The organism is Mesoflavibacter sp. SCSIO 43206 (assembly GCF_019904215.1).
Taxonomy (GTDB): domain Bacteria; phylum Bacteroidota; class Bacteroidia; order Flavobacteriales; family Flavobacteriaceae; genus Mesoflavibacter; species Mesoflavibacter zeaxanthinifaciens.
Genome location: NZ_CP063201.1, coordinates 1,271,973 through 1,293,585, shown reverse-complemented (window position 1 = coordinate 1,293,585; position 21,613 = coordinate 1,271,973). Strand labels below are relative to the sequence as shown.

General features: G+C 32.9%; 20 protein-coding genes. 3 read left to right on the top strand and 17 right to left on the bottom strand.

Translation table 11 applies throughout. The features are described from left to right. From INR78_RS06080 to INR78_RS06060, 5 genes are all read right to left on the bottom strand, one after another. Positions 1-3,138, bottom strand: a complete 3,138-nt coding sequence (locus INR78_RS06080) for an efflux RND transporter permease subunit (protein WP_223077899.1) — start codon at positions 3,136-3,138, stop codon at positions 1-3. A gap of 27 nt (positions 3,139-3,165) precedes the next feature. Further along, on the bottom strand, positions 3,166-4,305 hold the full coding sequence (locus INR78_RS06075; RefSeq protein ID WP_223077898.1) for an efflux RND transporter periplasmic adaptor subunit: 1,140 nt from the start codon (positions 4,303-4,305) through the stop codon (positions 3,166-3,168). Positions 4,306-4,309: 4 nt separating this feature from the next. Beyond that, positions 4,310-4,810: a GbsR/MarR family transcriptional regulator gene (locus tag INR78_RS06070; RefSeq protein ID WP_223077897.1), complete on the bottom strand. Its 501-nt coding sequence runs from the start codon at positions 4,808-4,810 to the stop codon at positions 4,310-4,312. Positions 4,811-4,956: 146 nt separating this feature from the next. After that, a complete protein-coding gene (gene pheS / locus INR78_RS06065) occupies positions 4,957-5,976 on the bottom strand; it encodes a phenylalanine--tRNA ligase subunit alpha (RefSeq protein WP_027879667.1) in 1,020 nt (339 codons plus the stop codon). 165 nt (positions 5,977-6,141) lie between these two features. Further along, positions 6,142-6,498 carry a hypothetical protein gene (locus tag INR78_RS06060; RefSeq protein WP_027879668.1) on the bottom strand — a complete coding sequence of 119 codons (357 nt, stop codon included), beginning with the start codon at positions 6,496-6,498 and terminating at the stop codon, positions 6,142-6,144. Positions 6,499-6,550: 52 nt separating this feature from the next. On the opposite strand from INR78_RS06060, the gene INR78_RS06055 reads away from it, so the two are divergent. Then, positions 6,551-7,102: a CvpA family protein gene (locus INR78_RS06055; protein ID WP_223077896.1), complete on the top strand. Its 552-nt coding sequence runs from the start codon at positions 6,551-6,553 to the stop codon at positions 7,100-7,102. 24 nt (positions 7,103-7,126) lie between these two features. Here the strand turns inward: INR78_RS06055 and INR78_RS06050 are convergent, their stop codons facing one another. The 12 genes from INR78_RS06050 to INR78_RS05995 form a co-directional block, all read right to left on the bottom strand. Continuing rightward, a complete protein-coding gene (locus tag INR78_RS06050) occupies positions 7,127-7,792 on the bottom strand; it encodes a DUF2490 domain-containing protein (protein WP_223077895.1) in 666 nt (221 codons plus the stop codon). A gap of 7 nt (positions 7,793-7,799) precedes the next feature. Then, entirely contained in the window at positions 7,800-8,429 is a 630-nt protein-coding gene (locus INR78_RS06045) for a carbonic anhydrase family protein (RefSeq protein WP_027879671.1), read from the bottom strand. Positions 8,430-8,452: 23 nt separating this feature from the next. After that, positions 8,453-10,039, bottom strand: coding sequence for a SulP family inorganic anion transporter (locus tag INR78_RS06040; protein WP_223077894.1), 1,587 nt, complete (start codon positions 10,037-10,039; stop codon positions 8,453-8,455). 86 nt (positions 10,040-10,125) lie between these two features. Next, positions 10,126-10,416, bottom strand: a complete 291-nt coding sequence (locus INR78_RS06035) for a hypothetical protein (protein ID WP_255593133.1) — start codon at positions 10,414-10,416, stop codon at positions 10,126-10,128. A gap of 58 nt (positions 10,417-10,474) precedes the next feature. Further along, positions 10,475-11,233: a tetratricopeptide repeat protein gene (locus tag INR78_RS06030; protein WP_223077893.1), complete on the bottom strand. Its 759-nt coding sequence runs from the start codon at positions 11,231-11,233 to the stop codon at positions 10,475-10,477. A gap of 12 nt (positions 11,234-11,245) precedes the next feature. Beyond that, positions 11,246-13,030 (bottom strand): BatD family protein, encoded by a 1,785-nt coding sequence (locus INR78_RS06025; RefSeq protein ID WP_223077892.1) that lies wholly within the window; start codon positions 13,028-13,030, stop codon positions 11,246-11,248. Positions 13,031-13,077: 47 nt separating this feature from the next. Continuing rightward, the gene (locus INR78_RS06020; protein ID WP_223077891.1) at positions 13,078-13,920 is read right to left on the bottom strand and encodes a tetratricopeptide repeat protein; all 843 of its coding nucleotides are present in this window, start codon (positions 13,918-13,920) and stop codon (positions 13,078-13,080) included. A gap of 76 nt (positions 13,921-13,996) precedes the next feature. Beyond that, positions 13,997-15,034 (bottom strand): VWA domain-containing protein, encoded by a 1,038-nt coding sequence (locus tag INR78_RS06015; RefSeq protein ID WP_223077890.1) that lies wholly within the window; start codon positions 15,032-15,034, stop codon positions 13,997-13,999. A gap of 34 nt (positions 15,035-15,068) precedes the next feature. After that, positions 15,069-16,073, bottom strand: coding sequence for a VWA domain-containing protein (locus tag INR78_RS06010; protein ID WP_223077889.1), 1,005 nt, complete (start codon positions 16,071-16,073; stop codon positions 15,069-15,071). Then, on the bottom strand, positions 16,073-17,734 hold the full coding sequence (locus INR78_RS06005; protein WP_223077888.1) for a BatD family protein: 1,662 nt from the start codon (positions 17,732-17,734) through the stop codon (positions 16,073-16,075). The genes INR78_RS06010 and INR78_RS06005 overlap by 1 nt, the downstream gene beginning before the upstream one ends. A gap of 36 nt (positions 17,735-17,770) precedes the next feature. Further along, positions 17,771-18,637, bottom strand: coding sequence for a DUF58 domain-containing protein (locus INR78_RS06000; RefSeq protein WP_223077887.1), 867 nt, complete (start codon positions 18,635-18,637; stop codon positions 17,771-17,773). A gap of 113 nt (positions 18,638-18,750) precedes the next feature. Next, positions 18,751-19,752 (bottom strand): MoxR family ATPase, encoded by a 1,002-nt coding sequence (locus tag INR78_RS05995; RefSeq protein ID WP_223077886.1) that lies wholly within the window; start codon positions 19,750-19,752, stop codon positions 18,751-18,753. A 168-nt stretch (positions 19,753-19,920) separates the two neighbouring features. Here INR78_RS05995 and INR78_RS05990 point away from each other — a divergent pair, with 168 nt between their 5' ends. Further along, positions 19,921-20,787, top strand: coding sequence for an aldo/keto reductase family oxidoreductase (locus INR78_RS05990; RefSeq protein ID WP_223077885.1), 867 nt, complete (start codon positions 19,921-19,923; stop codon positions 20,785-20,787). Positions 20,788-20,856: 69 nt separating this feature from the next. Further along, entirely contained in the window at positions 20,857-21,609 is a 753-nt protein-coding gene (locus INR78_RS05985) for an SDR family NAD(P)-dependent oxidoreductase (RefSeq protein ID WP_223077884.1), read from the top strand. The last annotated feature ends 4 nt before the right edge of the window (positions 21,610-21,613 follow it).

Below are 21,613 nucleotides of genomic sequence, written 5' to 3'. Positions count from 1 at the left end.
TTAAGCTTCAATTGTTTCTACTTCTGGTTTACGCGATACTTTTTCTTGTAACCATTGGAAAAAGATGAATAAAATTGGGATAACAAATACACCTAAAATGGTTCCTATTAACATACCACCAGCTGCACCTGTACCAATAGAATTGTTTCCTTCGGCACCAACACCTTTAGCTAATACTAACGGCATTAACCCAAGTATAAAGGCGAATGATGTCATTAAAATTGGTCGTAAACGTGCTTTGGCACCATGAATAGCTGCATCTACTATACCTTCACCTTGTTTACGTCTTTGCAATGCAAACTCAACAATAAGTATGGCGTTTTTAGCCAACAGACCAACTAGCATTATCAGTGCAATTTGGAAGTAAATATTGTTTTCCAATCCGAAGAATTTCGTACTTATATATGCACCAAATACACCAAATGGCAGCGATAATAATACCGAAAATGGTAAAATATAACTCTCGTACTGCGCACTTAATAAGAAATACACAAACAGAATACTTAAGATAAAAATAAACGTAGTTTGGTTACCTGCATTTACCTCTTCTCGTGTTAAACCAGAATATGCAACGGTGTAATTACTTGGCAGTTTTGCCACTTCTTCTTCAATCACTCTAATGGCATCACCTGTACTAAATCCAGGATTAGTTGCACCTGTTATATTTGTTGAATTAAATAGGTTGAAACGCGTTACCGATTGCGGACCATACACACGTTTTAAGGTTACAAACTGTGTAATTGGCGTCATTTCACCAGAACTCGTTCTTACGTACATACTATTTAGGTCGTTTTCATCTGCTCTGTCTTCTGGTAACGATTGAATGTATACACGATACTGTTTACCAAATCGGCTAAAATCTGAAGCGTAAATTCCACCGATATAACCTTGAAGCGTCCCGAAAATGCTGTTAATAGCCACACCTTTTTCTTTTGCTAAAGGCACATTAACTTCCATTTCGTATTGTGGATAATTAGTGTTGAATGCCGATTGAGCATACTGAATTTCTGGATGACTCATTAAGGCTGCTGCAAACTCTTTATTTGCTTTATCTAAATCGGTAAACTCACCACCGAATTTATCTAATAAATTCACCTCAAAACCAGCTGAGTTACCAAAACCACGAATACTTGGTGGCGAGAAGAAAATAATTTTTGCTTCTGGAATGGTAGCCGCAATACCAAATAATTTTCCGGTTATGGCTTGTGCAGATAAGGCTTCAGATTCTCTTTCAGACCAATCATCTAACTTCACGAAACCAATACCAAAGTTACTACCAGCACCACTAATTAAGCTTCGTCCTTTAACAAAACTAGCATCTGTAACACCATCAAGGTCTTTAATTTTTGCATATAATTCTTTAGTTACTGCATCAGTACGGTCTAATGATGCACCTGCAGGTAATTCTATGTTAGCAAAAATAATTCCTCTATCTTCATTTGGCACAAATCCTGTTGGTGTTGTTGTTGCAGCCCAATAAATACCTACACCAGCAATGATTAATAACATTACTGATACAAATTTGTTTTTATATAAAAACTGCAATGACTTACCGTATTTATTTACCGTTGCATCAAATCCTCTGTTAAATAACGTGTAGAATTTTTGAAGTGCATTTTTTCCTTTTAATTCTTCACCATCTTTATGTTCTTTTAATAACAATGCACATAATGCCGGACTTAACGTTAAGGCATTTACTGCCGAAATTAAAATGGCAATAATTAAAGTAACACCAAACTGCTCATAGAATACACCTGTTGGACCAGTTACAAAAGTTACTGGAATAAATACCGCTGCCATTACCAGCGTAATTGAAATAATCGCACCCGAAATTTCACTCATAGCCTTTAAAGTGGCGCTTTTCGGCTTTTTCTCACCTTCATCCATTTTGGCGTGTACGGCTTCTACCACAACAATAGCATCATCTACCACAATACCAATAGCCAACACTAATGCGAAAAGTGTTAATAGGTTTATGGAATAGCCAAAGACATTCAAGAAAAAGAAAGTACCAATAATAGAAACCGGTACTGCAATTGCAGGAATTAATGTAGAACGGAAATCTTGCAAGAAGATAAACACCACTAAAAACACCAGTAAAAAGGCTTCTAAAATTGTGCTAATTACCTTGTCTATAGAAGCGTTAAGGAATAAACTTGTATCGTAAGGCACAAAGAAGTTTAAACCTTCAGGCAAACCTTGTTCTACATCGTCTAAAGTGGTTTTTATGTTTTCAATAATTTCGGCAGCATTAGATCCTTTGGTTTGGAAAATCCCCATAAATACCGCTGGATGACCTAAACTTGTAGCGTTAGATGAATAGGATTGCGCATCTAACTCGATATCTGCTACATCTTTCAATCGTAAATATTCGCCATTTCCTAAAGCTTTAATTACGATGTCTGCATACTGTCCTTCTTCTTTAAATCGTCCGCTATACTTTAAAATATAAGAGAAAGATTCACCATTATTTTCACCTAAAGAACCAGCTGCAGCTTCTAAATTCTGCTCGTTTAAAGCAGCTGTAATATCTGATGGAATTAAATTATAAGCCGCTAATTTTTCAGGTTTTAACCAAACACGCATAGCGTAATCTTGTTGAGAAAATACAGATACATCACCAACACCTTTAATACGCTGCATTGCAGGAATTACGTTTATTTTTAAGTAATTCTGAATAAAAGTAGCATCATAATCTTCGCTATCAGAATACATAGCAATAAACATTAATGCACTAGTTTCTTGCTTTTGCGTTACAATACCAGTTTGAATAACTTCTGAAGGTAACAACGGATTTGCACGTGCTACACGGTTTTGAACGTTTACCGCAGCAATATCGGCATCCATAGTTTGGTCGAAATACACGGTAATTTCTGCAGTCCCGTTATTTGATGCTGTAGATGTAATGTACGTCATACCTTCTACACCATTAATTTGCTCTTCAATAGGTACAATTACACTCTCTAAAACAGTCTCTGCGTTAGCACCTGTATAGTTAGCCGTAACCTTAATAGTTGGCGGCGCAATATCTGGATATTCCTCTATAGGTAAGGATGTTATACTGATAACACCTAGTATAACTATGATAATAGAGATTACTGTTGAAAGCACTGGTCTTTCAATAAATGTTTTTAACATAACTAATAAATATGTTTAAGGAATAATTTAGTTTTTAAATAAAGTAGCTACTTTTTTAGTGGCTTCGTTAAACGGAATTTCTTGTGGCGCAATTGGCATACCATCGCGTAATTTTGAAACACCAGATGCTACAATTTTTGTGCTAGCATCTATACCCGATTTTACCACGTAAAGATTGTCTACTTTAGCTTCAACTTCAATAATTTTACTGCTTACTTTATTGTTTTCGCCCAAGGTGTAAATCATTACTTTACCTTGTTGCTCAAAGGTTGACGATTGTGGTACAACTACTGCATTTTCGTAAGTTGAAGGAATACGTATTTTTCCACTGTTTCCGTTTGTTAATAGCTCATTTGGATTATCAAAAGCAGCTCTCACTTTTATAGTACCAGTTGTTTCGCTAATTTGACCAGTACTGGTTTGAATACGACCTTTTTCAGCATATATATCGCCATTTGCCAATACTAAACTAACGTCTGGCGAATTTTTAATACGTTCTGCTTTGGTTTTACCCTTCATTCGTTTTAAATGGTCTATGTATTGCGCTTCGTTTAAAGTGAAAAACGCATACACTTGACTAATATCACTTACTGTAGTTAATGGTGTTGCATCGGCAGCACTAACTAAAGCACCTTCTCTAAAATTGATTGAACCTACGTAACCATCAACCGGACTTTTTACCGTTGCATAACCAATATTGGCAGCAATACTGCTGTAAGCCGCTTGGGCTTGTGCTAAATTGGCTTTTGCAGTTTCTAATTGTACAGGACTAATAATATTTTTTTCTACTAAAGGTTTTAACTTATCAACCTCAACTTGAGCCACGTTAACTTGTGCTTTTGCGGCTTCGGCATCTTGACTTAGCGATTGCGTTTCTAACCTAAAAAGCGGTTGACCTTTGCGTACTCTAGCACCTTCGTCTACCAATACTTTTTGAATGTATCCTGAAGTTTTTGCACGCACATCACTGTTTACAATACCTTCTATATTTACAGGATATTCGTTATAGCCTTCTACAGTTTGCGTTTGAATTTGAGTTACCGGAAATGGTAAGGCTTGCTGTTGTTGTGCTGCAGCTGCTTGCGCATTGTCTTTATTACCACAACTAACCACGACTAGAAAAAAACTAGCTATGGTTAATATTGAAATTAATTTATTTGTTGTCATCATTTTAAAGGTTGAATTTATTTTTAATTAGGTTTTCTTTTAAGTTTTCTATTGAAGCTGAAGCATCTTTTACAAATCGTAAATAATCGTTATGAAACGTTAAATCGAACTTTTCCTCTTCATCTGTAATATGTTCGTTAATGGCTTCTTTGTACGCTTTCATTTCTTTGTGAAGCGTAGCAACTTCTTCCCATTCTTTAATCATTTCATTAATATGATGTAAAACAGAATCTTTATTAATGATGAAATACTTTTTACGGTCGCCCGTTTTGGTAAAGTATTCTAATTTCTTTAAATCTTGCAAGTGGTTTAAATGCGTAGAAATAGTGCTTTTACTTGCTTGAAGTACAGTAACCATTTCATCAAACGTAGTACCACGTTTACCTGTTAAAATTACGTACGCCATAATGCGCGCAGCAACAGGTGCTAGGTTTTCTCTACCTTCTAAATGCACACCAAGTTTTTCAACTAGTGCCATTTTTTTGCTACATATATCTTTAGTCATAAATTATTCTAAAAAATTATGCCGCAAAAATACATTAGGTTCGGAACAAACCGAACTAAACGAAGTTAATTTGTTGTTAAATAAAAAAGGCTAATATGTAAATTTCTTAACATATTAGCCTTTAACTATAATTCGTTGTTAATTTATTATAAAGCCGATTTGAATTGCTCTAAGAATCGTACATCGTTTTCGCTTAATAATCTAATATCTCCTATTTGATGTAATAACATTGCTATACGGTCTATACCAACTCCAAATGCAAAACCAGAGTATTCTTCTGGGTCTATTTTACAATTGGATAATACATTTGGATCTACCATACCACAACCACCAATTTCTAACCAACCTGTTCCTTTGGTTATTTTGTAATCGGTTTCTGTTTCTAATCCCCAATATACATCAATCTCTGCGCTAGGCTCTGTAAATGGGAAGTATGATGGACGTAATCTAATTTTGGACTTTCCAAACAACTCGGTTGTAAAATATTGAAGCGTTTGTTTTAAATCTGCAAAACTTACATCTTTATCTATGTATAATCCTTCTACTTGATGAAAAAAACAATGCGAACGTGCAGAAATAGCTTCGTTACGATATACTCTACCTGGTGATATTGTACGTATTGGTGGTTGATTATTTTCCATGTAGCGTACTTGTACAGAACTGGTATGTGTACGTAATAAAATATCTGGATTAGTTTGCACAAAAAACGTATCCTGCATATCTCTTGCTGGATGATATTCTGGTAGATTTAAGGCTGTAAAGTTGTGCCAATCGTCTTCTATTTCTGGTCCTTCACTAACGTTAAAACCGATATTAGAAAAGATATCTATTATTTGATTTTTTACTATTGAAATTGGATGACGAGAACCAATAATTAATGGTTCGCCTGGTCTTGATAAATCACCAGATATGCTTGTTTCTGGAGCATTATTATCTAGCTCTTCTTTTAACTGGTTTACTTTGTCTTGCGCCGTTTGTTTTAACTTGTTTATGGCTTGTCCAAACTCTTTCTTTTGGTCGTTAGCTACGTTTTTAAACTCGGCAAAGTATTGTTTTACTAATCCTTTTTGTCCTAAAAGTTTAATACGGTATGCTTCTACCTCTTCTTTGGTTTGCGCTTTAAACGCTTCTGCTTCGGCTATAAGTTCTTTAATCTTATCTATCATGACATCATAAAATAAAGGGCAAATTTACTATTTTTTATGGTTTACACCTTACTTAGTGTAAGCTTTTTGTTGGCGGATTGACGCGTTAAGGATGGAGCAATTGTTGGAGCACATCTTTGATTGCGACTTGCGAGAGCCTGACCCGATAGGGTAACGCTGTAATAATTACTGTATATAGTTGGTTTCTAAAAAGTAGTTTACTATGGCTTCTTTCATTAAAATAGACTGTTCTCCTGCTTTTAGTGTTGGTAATTGCTCTTTTATTTTATAGTGTGGCCAACCATCTTCATCAACAAAGTCAAACTCATAATAGCCGTAAGGTTCTAGTAGTTTGCATATGGCTATGTGCATTAAATCTAATTTGTGATCTTTTTTAAATCTGCGATGTAATTGTCCCAACTCTTGCACACCAATTAAGTAGATTATTGCATCTAAATCTAAGGTGTCTCCGTCTGCAAATTGATTAGACAATTTGGTTACTATCTCTTCCCAGCGTTGTTTTAATTGTTCGTCTCTAGACATAATTTTATTAAAGTTGCAAAGTTAGTTTATATTTGTTGAAATTGTAAACTTTATGGCGGTTATAGATATTGTTTTAGGTGCGTTAATTTTGTTTGGTTTAATACGCGGATTGTTTAAAGGTCTTTTTGTTGAATTAGCTTCTATTATTGCTCTTGTTGGTGGTGTTTACGGTGCTATACATTTTAGTTATTTTGTAGCTAACTTTTTAGAGAATAAGACCGAATGGGACGAGAAAACTATTAATATTACTGCTTTTGCTATAACTTTTGTTGTTATTATTTTACTAATTAGTTTGGCTGGTAAAGCGCTTACCAAATTAGCAGATTTTGCCTCTTTAGGTATTTTAAACAAACTTTTAGGTGCTGTTTTTGGTGCTTTAAAAATTGGATTAATTTTAAGTGTGTTACTTATTGTTTTTGATAAAATGAATAACACGATTACGTTTGTTGATGAAGAGAATATTGAAGATTCTTTACTTTACAAACCTGTTAAGGGTTTGGCACCAATGATTTTTCCTAGTATTATTAAATCTGATGATGAAACTTTAGAAGAAGATAATGATATTATAGATCCTGCAGAAGAGACTAACGACGTCCAAGCTTAAGTACCATTACCTTCTTATTGTAATTTAAAAGTTAATAAATGCTATCATGTTTATTTGATCTCTGGATCCTGAACTGAATATTTGATTCATCCAACCTAGCTCAAATTTTATAGCTTTATTTAGTTTATATCCTGTACCAAAATATATCCTGTTACGATCAAACAAATCATTTTTGGTATTAATAAACAGCTCGTTATAACTTGATAAATACCATGTTTTATCTTCTAAATTTTTATGATTTAATGGATAATTTAGAGATAGGAAGTATCTTAATCGCATTTTAAAATCGTCTTCTACAAAACGTTGTTCAAACCTATAACGGTGTGTTATATTTAATCTGTTTTGGTGCTGTTTTGTTATAAACTGCTGAAAAATTCTGTGTTCGTTTACATTAATTTTATCGTCTGTTTGACCTATATAATTTTCAGATTTTATGTAACCGTAACCTAATAGTAGGTTGTTGTTATTTTCGGTTAGATTATATCCTATTCCTGTTCTTAACAGTAGTTGCTCTAGATCGCCTATAGCATCGTAATTACGGTATTGAACTTCGGCATGTAAATTCCATTTGCTATTTAATTGTTTGTTACCAAAAACGATTAACCAATTACCTAATTCGCTATTTTGACTTATCCCTAAAAAAGGCAGCATTACTAAAACTAGTAATGCTGCAAATGTGTTTTTTTTCATGTTAATCTTATTCGTAAAACTGTACGTCTCCTGTATTAATATCGTACATAGCGCCTATAATTTTAATCTCGCCATTTTTTTCCATTTCAGAAAGTATTGGACTTTCTGCATGGATGCGATCTATTGTAAGTTCTACGTTTTTCTTTGATACTTCATCTACAAATTCTAAGTTTTTAGAGTTTCTTAAACTCTCATCCTTAGGTTCTGAAACTGCATTTACAGCTGGTGTTATTTTCTGGATTAACTTGGTTAGGTTACCCATTTCGGCATGATCACATGCACCTTTTACAGCACCACAACTTGTATGTCCTAATACTACAATTAGTTTTGTTCCTGCTAATTTGCAAGCAAACTCCATGCTTCCTAAAATGTCTTCGTTTACAAAGTTACCTGCAATACGTACGCTAAAAATATCTCCTAATCCTTGATCAAAAACAAGCTCGGCAGATACACGAGAATCTATACAACTTAATATTGTTGCGAACGGAAATTGTCCTTCGCTTGTATCATTTACTTGCTCTAATAAATTACGATTTGCTTTTAAGTTTTGCTGAAATCTTTGATTCCCTTCTTTTAAAAACTGTAATGACTTTTCTGGAGTCATTGTAGCTTGTGTTTCTTTAGTATGTGCTTTCATAGTATCTTCTATTGTGTTGTTTGTTAGTTTAATTGTGTTTTAGGTTTTAATTTAAAGAACTCTATAAAACTTTCTGGGTTTTCTATTGTTCTTCTTTCTGAAATTAACTTGATATTGATATTTCGTTCTTTTGCTTTAATTGAAAAGTCTTCTAAAATCTCTATAATATCATTATCTAAATAGCGTGTTTTTCTTACGTCTAATTCTAAGTAAGAATTTTCTGGCAAGCGATCTAATTCTTTTAAAATTGCTCCTTTGTTAAAGAAAGTAACTTCTTCTGCAAGTGTCATTTTAATTTTACCATCGTCTACATCTTCTCCTTCTTTATGTAAAAAGTGTGAGTTTTGGTAACTTTTTATTAGTATTACTACAATACCAACTGCTAAACCTAAACCAATTCCTTTTAGTAAATCTGTAAATACAATACCTGCAACGGTAACAATAAATGGTAAAAATTGTTTCCAGCCTAAATCGTACATTGTTTTAAATAAAGCTGGTTTTGCAAGTTTATATCCTACTATTAATAAGATTGCAGCTAACACAGACAAAGGTATCATATTTAATAGCTTAGGTATTAATATTACAGAAATTAATAAAAAGAAACCATGAATAATTGCCGACATTTTACTGCGTCCTCCAGATTGTATATTTGCCGAACTACGAACAATTACTTGCGTAATAGGTAATCCTCCAATCATACCAGAAAGGATATTTCCAGTACCTTGTGCTAATAACTCGCGATTAGTAGGTGTTACATTTTTATAAGGATCTAGCTTATCTGTTGCCTCTACACAAAGTAGTGTTTCTAAACTTGCAACTAATGCAATAGTAAAGGCTACAACCCATATTTCTGGATTAGTTATTACTGAAAAATTAGGAAAACTAAATTGCCCTAAAAAGGACGAAAAATCTTCCGGAACAGGTACACTAACTAAATGCGAACTTTGAATTGCCATACTTGAACTATCTTTAGTTAACACATAAAAGATAATACCAACAACAACTGCTACTAATGGACCTTGTATTAATTGAAATATTTTACCTTTTTTAGATAACACATTACTCCATAATAGTAATATAGCTAATCCAATTACACCAATTAATAAAGATCCTGGTGTTATGTGATTAATCGAATTTAAAATTTCAGAAAATGTATTTTCACCATCTACTTGGAAAAATGCAAAATCACCTTCTGGATCTGGGTCGTATCCAAAAAAGTGCGGTATTTGTTTTAAAATAATTATTATTCCAATACCAGTTAACATACCTTTAATTACTGAAGAAGGAAAGTAGTAACCTATGATACCTAATCTTAATAATCCAAAAACTAATTGGATAATACCTCCTAAAACAACTGCGACTAAGAAGTTTTCATAACCACCTAAAGTACCAATAGCAGTTAATACAATTGCTGCTAATCCAGCAGCTGGACCACTAACACCAATTTTAGATCCACTTAAAGATCCTACTACAATACCACCAACTATACCAGCAATTAAACCAGAAAATAAAGGTGCGCCACTAGCTAATGCAATACCTAAACATAATGGTAATGCCACAAAAAATACGACTATACTTGCAGGTAAGTCATTTTTAATATATTTAAACATATTATAAAGTTTGATTGTTACCTTTTTACCAAGGTAACTTTAAAAATTAATAAAATAGAAGACTTTACAGTCTCTTATAAACAAAATTATAATATGAAAATTTCTGGAGGTGGAGATATTAAATTAAGTGCTGGTTTTGTGTAAGATTTAAACAAATAGTCTAACCTTAGAAAAGCAATTTCTTTATAAATACTTTCTGTAGTTTCTTTTTGTTCTGTAACTACTAGGTTTATGCTTTTGTTTTCTTCTTCCTCTTCAGAAACATTATACAAAATAGAAACATCTACATCTGCATCTATAGCAATAATAATTGATGGTGCAGTAATTAGCCCCAAAAATAAAATTGAAAAAAATATAGATATTAATTGTTTAGACATAGTCTGATTAGGTAAGAAACAAATATAGCTTTTTTAGTATTTTTTAAAGGCAAATATACTAAAAAGTATTTAGTAATTTTATGTCTCCAGATATTATCCAACCTGTTTTACCATCTGCAAGTTTTATTTTTTTCCAATTATTAATAGTATCTAAAACTTGAACTTTGGTACCTTCATGAAGTACAAAAGCTTCTGTGCTACCCAAGTTGGGTTCAGATTTTACCTCTGTTTCTTTTGCAAAAACTATAGCTGGATTATTATTATTATCTAAGTTTTGCTTTTTAAAGGCAAAAGATAAACAGATCAAACCTATTAATAAACTTCCTAACCCAGAAACAAAAGCTAATCGTTTTTTTGAAGTACTAAATGTGAAAAAGTAAGTAATAAACAACAATACAAAAGCTACCACGAAAATGATAGACAATGTTGCCCAATTATCAAAAGACAATGTATTTATTGCTTTATTTAAAAATCTTGACAATCCTAATTTTGGTACTGCTTCTATATCATCAATAGTCATATTTTTTGCGTAAGCAATGTTATTTAGTATCTCTTTGTCATTAGGTTTTAACTGTAGCGCTTTTTCGTAATAATAAATACTAGGTGCAATATTATTAAGTTTATAATGTGCATTCCCCAAGTTGTAATATAGCTCTGCAGAATGTTGCCCATTTTTTATAATAGCTTCATATTTATTTACTGCATCACTAAATTTACCTTCATGATATAATGCGTTTGCTTGATCAAATAATTCATTATTTTGAGCTAAACTTATTGCTGAAAGTGCAAAGACTAATATGTAAAGTAATTTTTTCATCTTCTAACTACTTTATTTTAGTTGTTTATCTATAATGTTAATTGTAGTAGCTGCATTATTGTAATCTTGCTCCATTGCTACTTGAGTCATTGGTGTATATCTTGCCAATTCGCAATGTTTTAAAAGCGTTTCAAAGTCTAAAATTACGTTTTGCTCTACATTTCTGCTTAGTAGTAATTCTTTAATTTTTTCTTTGCTTAAGTCTGTTGTTTCTATATTTAAACGTCCTTTTAAATAGTTATGTAACGCTTTTTCTAATGCTATATAAAATGCTTCTTTATTACCTAGTGCTTTTTTAGCTTCGCTTAAGTATTTTTTAGCTAATCGGTCTGCCTTTCTTAACCTATTACCTACAACATCTGCGTTACGTTCTTCTCTTTTTCTTCTATATACTAACGCTAAAGGTATTGCTAATAATGGCGCTAATAATCCTGTCCAAAATGCGGTTGTATTGAAAAAATTTTCTTCTTTTATAGATGAAAAATTAGACTTAGTTTTTATAAATGCAAATTGATTTTCATTTAAAACTACTGGTTGTTTTCCTGAGGTATTAGTTGGTAAATTATTATCGGCATCTGCATAAGCTGGACCTTCTAAAACATTAATAACAATTTCTTCAGAAGACAATTTTTTGTATGTTTCTGTTTTTAAATCAAAATACGAAAATGTAACTGGTGGTATTGGAAATTTACCTTTAAACTGAGGTACTATCGTATAATTATCAGAAATTTTACCTTGCATTCCTGATAAGTTGGTTCTAATATTTTCTTCGTGTTCTGGCTCATAAACTTCTAACGCACCTGGTGCCTTAAATTTTGGTAGTTCAAAAAGTTTAAGGTTTCCGTTACCTGAAACTTCTATTTTTGCATCTAAAGCTTCGGTTGCATTTAAATCTGTTTTAGATACTGACACATTAAAATCAAAGTCTCCAACAGCTCCAGTAAAATTGTCTGGTCTTCCTTCTAAAGGTAAATCTTTGACATTTATAGACCTTGGGTTTGCTGTAATAGTTCTATGTGCTTGATTTGTAATTCTTCTTCCAAAAAGATCTCTTTTGTTAGTAGGAACATCTATAGTTAAGTCTAAACTAAGCGGCTCTATTTGTAACTTTCCTGTTTTTTGAGGAAATAGTACAGTTTTTCTTAATACAACATATCTATATTCTTCACCATTGTAAGTGCCTTCTTGTGCTTTTAATCCTTTAATGTCGATATTCTGACTCCAAAATCCGTTAAATTTTGGGCTTTCAATCTCTCTAAAGTTACTAATACCTGCTTTTGGCGCTACGTAAAGTTTGTAGACAACGGTAATAGGCTCATTTAAGTATGGGTTGGTTTTTGATACCTCTGTTACCAAATGAATACTTTCTTTTAAAATATAATCTGGATCATTAGGATCTTCTGGTACTTCTATTGGTTTAGTTACTTTTATTGTAATTGGTGATGTTTTGTAAGTTACACCATCAATCTCTATAGTTGCTTGATTTATAGTAAATGTACCCATTTGCTTTGGAGCTAAAAAGTAACTATACGTTTTTGAAAAATTACGTTTACCATTAAACCAAGAGTGACTAACAGATTGATTTGGTCCACCTACTACGGTAAAGCCATCAAAGTTTGGAGATTTAAAATTATCCCCATCTTTATTCATCTCAAAATCGACACGTAGACGTTCGTTTAAGCCAAGTTTTTTCTTACTTACTTTAGCTTGAAACGTTATTGCATCTTCATCTTGCGCTAAAGCAAATATTGGTGCAATAGCAAGTAATAAAATGAATATGTGTTTAATTAATTTCACTTTTAATTGGTTTAATTCTGAATATTAAGCTTCAAATTTATAATTTTTTACCAATCTTTATCGGTTTGTACTTTTGCTCCTTTTACCTTTTGAGCATTTATTTTTTCTTGTACCTTTTGTTCTTGATTATTCATAGCTTCTAGCAAATTTTTAATTTGCTGAGGCGATAATTGTCCTTGTTGTGGTTGTTGTTGCTTGTTATCTTGATCGCCTTCTTTTTGATCTTGATCTTTATTATCTTTAGGGTTACCATCTTGGTCTTGATCACCATCTTTTTTATCCTGATCGCCTTGATCTTTCTGATCTTTTTGATCTTGGTCTTCTTGTTGTTTTTCGTTATTTTCTTTTTGATCCTCGTTTTGGTTTTCGTCTTTATCACGGTTATTTTCTCCGTCTTTATCGTCCTCTTGAGGCTCGTCGTCTTGCTGGTTTTTGGCACAATCTTTTGCTAAACCTAAATTATAGCGCGTCTCGTCATCTTTTGGATTGTTACGTAGTGCGTTTTTATAAGCTTCTACCGCTTCTTTACATTTTTCTTTTTTCATTAAAATGTTACCAATGTTATGAAATGCTCTGTGTTTTTCAACTTTATCAGTTGCATTTTTTGCTGCTTGTTGGTTACGGTATAGTGCTTCGTCTAAGCTTCCTTTTTGGTAATATTGATAGGCTAAATTATAAGCTCCAACTGACTGGCTTGGCTTTGTAGATAATGCTTTACGGTACTCCATTTCTGCATTTACAAAATCGTCACTTTTAGCATAATCGTTAGCTTCTGCAACATAAGATAATGCTTTGTTAGTTTGCTTTTGCAATGCTTTTTCTTCGTTTTTGTCTTGAGCCATAAGCACAATTGTGAAGAAAAATAATATGTAGGTTAACGTTTTTTTCATTGTAAATACTATCTGCTTTTGTCAAAAAACAACTGGTAAATATACTAAAGACCTCTAATTGTTGCTGTTAAGGGATTTATAAATTCTCATTAAAAAGGTTTAATTTTTTTAGCCAAGCTGTTTTACGTTCTAAAAGGAAAATATCTATAAAAAACAGCAAAATTGCTAAACCTAAAAACCATTGAAATTGGTCTTTAAAATCGGCAATTTGTTTGGCTTCAAATTCAGTTTTGTCCATTTTGTTTAAAATGTCTTTCATTTGATTTACCACCTTATCTGTTGTTCTTCCTTGTATATATTGTCCGTTGGCTTGTGCTGCAATATTTTTTAAAGTAGTTTCATCTAAACGAGTAATTACAGTTTCTCCTTGACTGTCTTTTTTGTAACCAGTAACGATTCCGTTTCGCTTTAAAGGAATTGGTCCACCTTTAGTCTCTCCAACACCAATTGTAAAGATTTTTATACCTTCTTGACTGGCTTGTTCTGCAACTTGTACTGCTGCTTCGCTATGATCTTCTCCATCAGAAATAATGACTAATACGCGGTTAGTCTGCTCGTCATTATCATAATATGTTTTTGCAAGTAAAATAGCTTCATTAATAGCTGTTCCTTGTGACGACAGCATGTCTGTATTCATATTCTGTAAGAACAATTTTGCTGCCGAATAATCTGTAGTTATTGGTAACTGCGGAAACGCTTTTCCTGCGTAAGCAATAATTCCAACACGGTCGCTACCTAAATTATTGATGATTTGAGATACTAATTGCTTTGATTTTTCTAATCGGTTAGGTTTAATATCTTCTGCCAACATACTTTTTGACACGTCAATTGCAAAGACAATATCTACACCTTCTCGCTTTACGGTTTCTAACTTTGTTCCAATTTTTGGATTGACCAATGCTATTGCTAAACTTGCAAACGCTAAGCTTAACACGATTATTTTTAGTACAGATTTAAATACCGACTGATTTGGGCTTAATCGCTTTAAAAGTGCTTTGTCTGCAAACTTTTTTTGGGTTTGCTTTTTCCAAAGCAGTAGCAACAAAAAGAAAACAACTATCACCGGAATGATAAGTAGTGCCCAAAACCATATTTTTTCTTCTAGTTGAAACATAAATTTTTATTTTTTCGCTTTCGCGGAATTTCTTTTAAACAAAACTTCTAAAGATAGTAATTCTCATTAGATATTCTAGCAACAACAATACCATTGCTGCAATAACAAATGGTCTAAAATGTTCTTGATAGGTTGTGAATTTTATCTCGTCTATTTCTGTTTTTTCTAGTTTATTAATTTCGTCGTAAATCTCTGCTAACTTTTGGTTGTTGGTTGCTCTAAAATATTTACCGCCAGTTGCTGTTGCTATACTTTTTAGCAGTTCTTCATCAATTTCTACTTGTACACGATCGTATTGAAATCTTCCGTTTGGTAATATTGCGACAGGCGACAATGCCATACCATTTGTACCTAATCCAATGGTGTAGACTTTAATACCAAACTCAACAGCTAACTCACTAGCAATAGTTGGGTTTATTGCTCCAGAATTATTAACTCCATCGGTTAATAAAATAATGACTTTGCTTTTGGCTTTACTATCTTTTAAACGGTTAACCGAAGTGGCTAATCCCATACCAATTGCTGTACCACCTTCTATAATGGTATTATATTTAATTTCGTCTAAGCTGCGTAACACAATAGCTTTATCGCTAGTAATTGGTGTTTTGGTGTAACTTTCTCCAGCATATTCGACCAATCCTATACGGTCGTTTGGTCTGCCTTTAATAAATTCTGACGCTACATCTTTTAAAGCCTCTAAACGGTTTGGACGCAAATCTTTAGCCAACATACTTGCAGATACATCTATTGCCATAACAATATCGATACCTCGTGTGGTTTTAGTTTTGCTTTTAGTTTCTGAAGTTCGTGGTCGTGCTAACGCGGTAATTAATAAGGCTAATGCAATTAATCGTAATGCAAATAATGCATGTTTTAATTTTGGCAACCAAGATTGTTTGGTTTTAAATCCTTTTAAACTTGAAATTTTAAGCTCAGCTGTTTGACGTTTATGTTTTAACACATACCAAAGTATAGCTAGTGGTAATGCTAACAGCAACCAGAAAAATATTTTATTTTCAAAAGTGATACCTTGTAACATTATTCTTCTTTAGATTTTAATTCTACTGAAGCTAAAACACGCTCTACAACTTGGTCTAAATAGACATCATCTTTTAGATAATATATCATAACTTGTTGCATGACGTTTTCACTAGCAAAACTTAATAATTCAAACTGACCTGATACGTATTTCTCTTTAGCTTCATCAACAGGAAACTCTAATGTTCCTGATGTTTTTAAGCCTTCAACACCATTAGGTGTAACAAACTTATCGTTAACAGGCAAGATGTTTCTTGCTCCGTTGTCTTCTAGTGCTTTAAAATTATCTTCTATTGCTTTTTGGATATTTTGTTCTGCAGATGGTTTGTTTTCTGCTTGCGGATTAACCTCTATTGTTGTGGTAGAAACGGTTACATAAAACTGATTTTCTAGAACGTAACTAAATGCTGTTTTTGTAATTGGTCGTGCTATACTTTGTTCTACCTCAACATCTTCTCTTTTTAATACTTCTGGAGTAGAAATTGTCATTGGCGGAAAACCATACTGACTAGTTATCCAATTACCTTCTAATAATTGCTTAGTGTCTTTACCTGTTACCGTATCTATAACGTAATTAATACCATATTTATAACTAAAAAGACCAACGGTACCTATCAAAAGTACAAATGCAATAGCAGCTGTAATCCAGATTTTTTTCTGCTTTTCTTTTTTAGCTTTTAGCTTTTGGTATTCTTCGTTTTTAAGTAATTCTTCTTCGCTTGGTTCTGGTAAAGCGTCTTTTACTTGATCTATTTCTGTATCTACCGTTTGTCTATCTAATTTAGCAAGCTCGATATCTGGAGCAGATTTTGCAAATTTTACCAAATCGGCACGTTTTAAAATAGCTTCAATATTTTTTATATCATCTTTGCTTAGCTCTATTTGATTACCTTCTTGCAAAATATTTAATCGATCTATTAATTGATCTGTAGTACTTTCTAATGCTTTGTCGTAAACTTTTTCATCTAAATATTTTCTGATGATAAAGGTTAGCTCAGAATAGTACTCTTTGATTTCGGCACGTTCTAAATACTTGGTTTCATCTAATTGCTTTAAGGCTAATTTTGCACGATCGTAAGGTGGTAATTGTGCTATTTTTTCTTCTTCGGTTAATGGTCTTTTTCGCCATACAAACCAATACACTAAAAAGCCAATTGTTGCAACCAATGCAATAGTTAACAATAACCATAACCACCAATTGCTAGAAGGTTTTTTAACGTCTATCATTGGTTTAACATCGTATAGTTTTTGCTTGGTTGTATCTACAACTATATCGTTAACCTCAACCAACATACTATCTGTTGCAAACGTCTTTCCGCCAATGATTATTTTTTGCTTTGGGATAACATATTTACCAGAATCAAACTGTGTTAAACCGTACTTTTTAATCAGTTTATATTTAGCGTCGTATTTTGTAGTGTCTGGCTGATAGGATTCTATCATTTCTAAAGGCATAAATGTTTGTCCTTCAGGAAAAATAACAGCGTTAGTTGTATCGGTTTCCACTTCAATTTTATAGGTGATTTGCTCACCAATTTTTATAGAAGTAGAATCTATGGATGATGTGACTTGCGCAAATGATAAAAACGAGAAAAGAAAAAAGATTAAAGACCAAAAGCCTTTTGTGTTTACTTTGTTATATTTTAAATACTGTTTCTTCATATTAAATTAGGTTTCGACTGCGCTAAACCTGATAATTTATCCTCTTGTTTTAAAATAGCCTAATAGTTTTTTTACGTAACTCTCATCGGTTCTGCAAGACAAACTTCCTGCGCCAGATTTTGCAAAACTATCTTTAAAGTAGCCAACCTTTTGCGTATAAAACTTTGAGTATTCTTGTCTTACTTTTTTAGAACTTGTATTGACTAACATTAACTCGCCAGACTCTTCGTCTTGCATATTTACCATACCTAAATTTGGTATGTTTTCTTCATGTTTATCGTAAATTCTAATTCCTGTTATATCGTGCTTTCCGGCTGCAATTTTTAGGGTTTGCTTGTAATCTTCTGCAATAAAATCGCTCATCATAAAAACAATTGCTTTCTTTTTCATGACGTTGCGTAAAAACTTTAAAGCTTCGGCAATATTGGTTTGTTTGCTTTTAGGTTGAAACTCGATTAACTCACGAATAATACGCAATACATGAGATCTTCCTTTTTTTGGCGGTATGTAAAGTTCTATGTCATCTGAAAATAAAATCAGACCTATTTTATCGTTATTTTGAGTTGCCGAAAAGGCTAAAGTAGCAGCGATTTCGGTAATAATTTCGTTTTTAAATTGTTGTTCTGTTCCAAAAAATTCAGATCCAGAAACGTCTACCATAAGCATCATGGTTAGCTCGCGTTCTTCTTCAAAAACTTTTACGTAAGGCTCATTATAACGTGCGGTAACATTCCAATCGATGTTTCTTACATCGTCACCAAATTGGTATTGGCGTACTTCAGAAAAAGTCATACCACGACCTTTGAAAGTCGAATGATATTCGCCTCCAAAAATATGATCAGACAAACGACGTGTCTTAATCTCTATTTTTCGAACTTTTTTTAGTATTTCTTTAGTATCCATTGTTTCAGTATGCAGTGTTCAGTGTGCAGTTTGCAGTGCTAAATAGTATTTAGTTAAAAGCATTCGGTAAATTAAACTTTACTGAAGACTGTTGACTAAATACTGCCAACTGATTAAGGTACTTCAATTTCGTTAACAATCTTGTTTACGATATCTTCTGCAGTTACATTTTCTGCTTCAGCTTCGTAAGTAATTCCGATACGGTGACGTAATACATCTTGTACAACAGCACGTACATCTTCAGGAATTACATAACCACGACGCTTAATAAATGCGTAACATTTTGCTGCAGTAGCTAAGTTAATACTACCACGTGGCGACGCACCAAAAGAAATTAATGGTTTTAAATCATCTAGTCTATATTGTTCTGGATAACGTGTAGCGAAGATGATGTCTAGAATGTATTTTTCAATCTTTTCATCCATATACACTTCTCTTACCGCTTGTTGTGCTCTTATAATTTGCTCTGTAGTCACTACTGGATTTACTTTATCCCAAGCTCCTTTTAAATTAGCACGCATGATTAGTTGCTCTTCGGCTTGTTTTGGATAATCTATAATCGTTTTTAGCATAAAACGGTCTACTTGCGCTTCTGGTAAAGGATATGTTCCTTCTTGTTCTACTGGGTTTTGAGTTGCCATTACTAAAAATGGCTTATCTAATTTAAAAGTCTCGTCACCAATAGTTACCTGCTTTTCTTGCATCGCTTCTAATAAAGCCGATTGTACTTTTGCTGGCGCACGGTTAATCTCATCAGCCAAAACAAAATTGGCAAAGATTGGACCTTTTTTAATAGTAAAATCGTTTTCCTTTATATTATAAATTAATGTACCAATAACGTCTGCTGGTAATAAATCTGGTGTAAATTGTATCCTACTAAAACTAGCATCTATTGCTTGTGACAACGTATTAATAGCTAATGTTTTTGCTAGACCAGGTACACCTTCTAGTAAAATATGTCCTTGTCCTAATAATCCAATTAGTAAACGCTCGACCATGTGTTTTTGTCCAACAATTACTTTATTCATCTCAAGCATAAGTAAGTCTACAAATGCGCTTTCCTTTTCAATTTTTGCATTTATTGATGCAATATCAACAGTAGTAGTATCTTCCATTATAAATTAGTTTTTTAGGAATTTGAAACTCTAATAATTTCAAGCTCTGCAAATTGTAATTTTTTTTCAATTACCGATGTTAAGAATTGGTTAAAAGTTCTTAATTTATAAGTCTTTTAAGAGTAATTTTACATTATTAGCACAAATATAAAAACTAAAGTATATAGTATGAATTTTTCTAAAATTACAGCAGGGACAATGACATGGGGACAATGGGGAAAAAAACTGTCTAAACAAGAAATGATAGATTTGATGCATCATTGTTTAGAAAATAACATACATACATTTGATCACGCTGATATATATGGAGACTACAGCACAGAAGCAGATTTTGGTAACGCTTTCGCGGAAAGTGGTATTAAAAGAAGTCAAATAGAGTTAATAAGCAAATGCGGTATACAGTATATTGGCAACTCTAGACCAGACTTAAAAGTAAAACACTATAATTACACAAAAGAATACATTATTTGGTCTGCCGAAAATAGCTTAAAACATCTAAAAACAGATTATTTAGATCTGTTATTATTGCATAGACCAAGTCCATTATTACAACCAGAAGTTGTTGCTGAAGCAGTATCAACATTAAAAAAAGAAGGAAAAATAAAGTCATTTGGTGTTTCTAATTTTACACCTAGTCAAACCGATTTATTAAATAAATACGTTGGTGTGGAGGTTAATCAAATAGAGTTTTCTTTAACGCAACATACAGCAATGCATGATGGTACCTTAGACCACATGATGCTAAACAATATACAACCAATGTCTTGGTCACCATTAGGTTACGTATTTAAAGAAGATACAGAGCAAACAAGACGTATACACAAGCAATTAGGTGCTTTATTAGATAAATATAATGCTACCGAAGATCAATTATTATTAGCTTGGATACTAAAACATCCTTCAAACATTATTCCTGTAGTTGGTACTACAACAAAACAACGTTTAAAAGATGCTTATGCTGCTACTAAAATTAATTTAGAACTGGAAGATTGGTTCTTAATATTAGTAGCTTGTCAAGGTCATAAGGTACCTTAATTTAATTTAAAAAAGTTTTCACAGAAGTTTATTACCCTTATATTTAGGTGTTTAAAACAACACCTAAAAATGAGTCAAAAAACTGCGTTAATAACAGGAGCAACAAGCGGCATAGGAAGAGCTACAGCACACCAATTTGCCAAACATGGCATTAATCTTATACTTTGCGGAAGACGTCAAGAGCGATTAGATACCATTAAAAAAGCCTTATCAAAACAAACTAACGTACATACACTTAATTTTGATGTTAGTGATAAAGTTGCCGTTTTTGACGCAATAAATTCTTTACCAGAAACATTTAAAACCATAGATATTTTAATTAATAATGCAGGAAATGCACATGGATTAGATCCTATACAAAGCGGAAATTTAGAAGATTGGGATAAAATGATGGACATTAACGTTAAAGGTTTGCTTTACGTAAGCAAAGCCATTATCCCAAATATGACCGAGCGTAAAAGCGGACACATTATTAACATTGGCTCTTCGGCAGGAAAAGAAGTATATCCCAACGGAAATGTTTACTGCGGAAGCAAACACGCAGTTGTCGCCATTACCGAAGGTATGCGTATTGACCTTAACCCTTTTGGGATTAAAGTTACAGCTATAAATCCTGGGTTGGTAGAAACCGAATTCTCTAAAGTACGCTTTAAAGGAGATGCCAAAGCAGATACCGTTTATACCGGTTACAAAGCATTACAAGCAGATGATGTAGCCGAAGTTATTTATTTTGCTGTATCACGTCCTGCACATGTTAACCTTGCAGACGTATTAATGTTTTGTACTGCACAAGCTAGTAGTACTATTGTGAAAAAGGAATAACCTT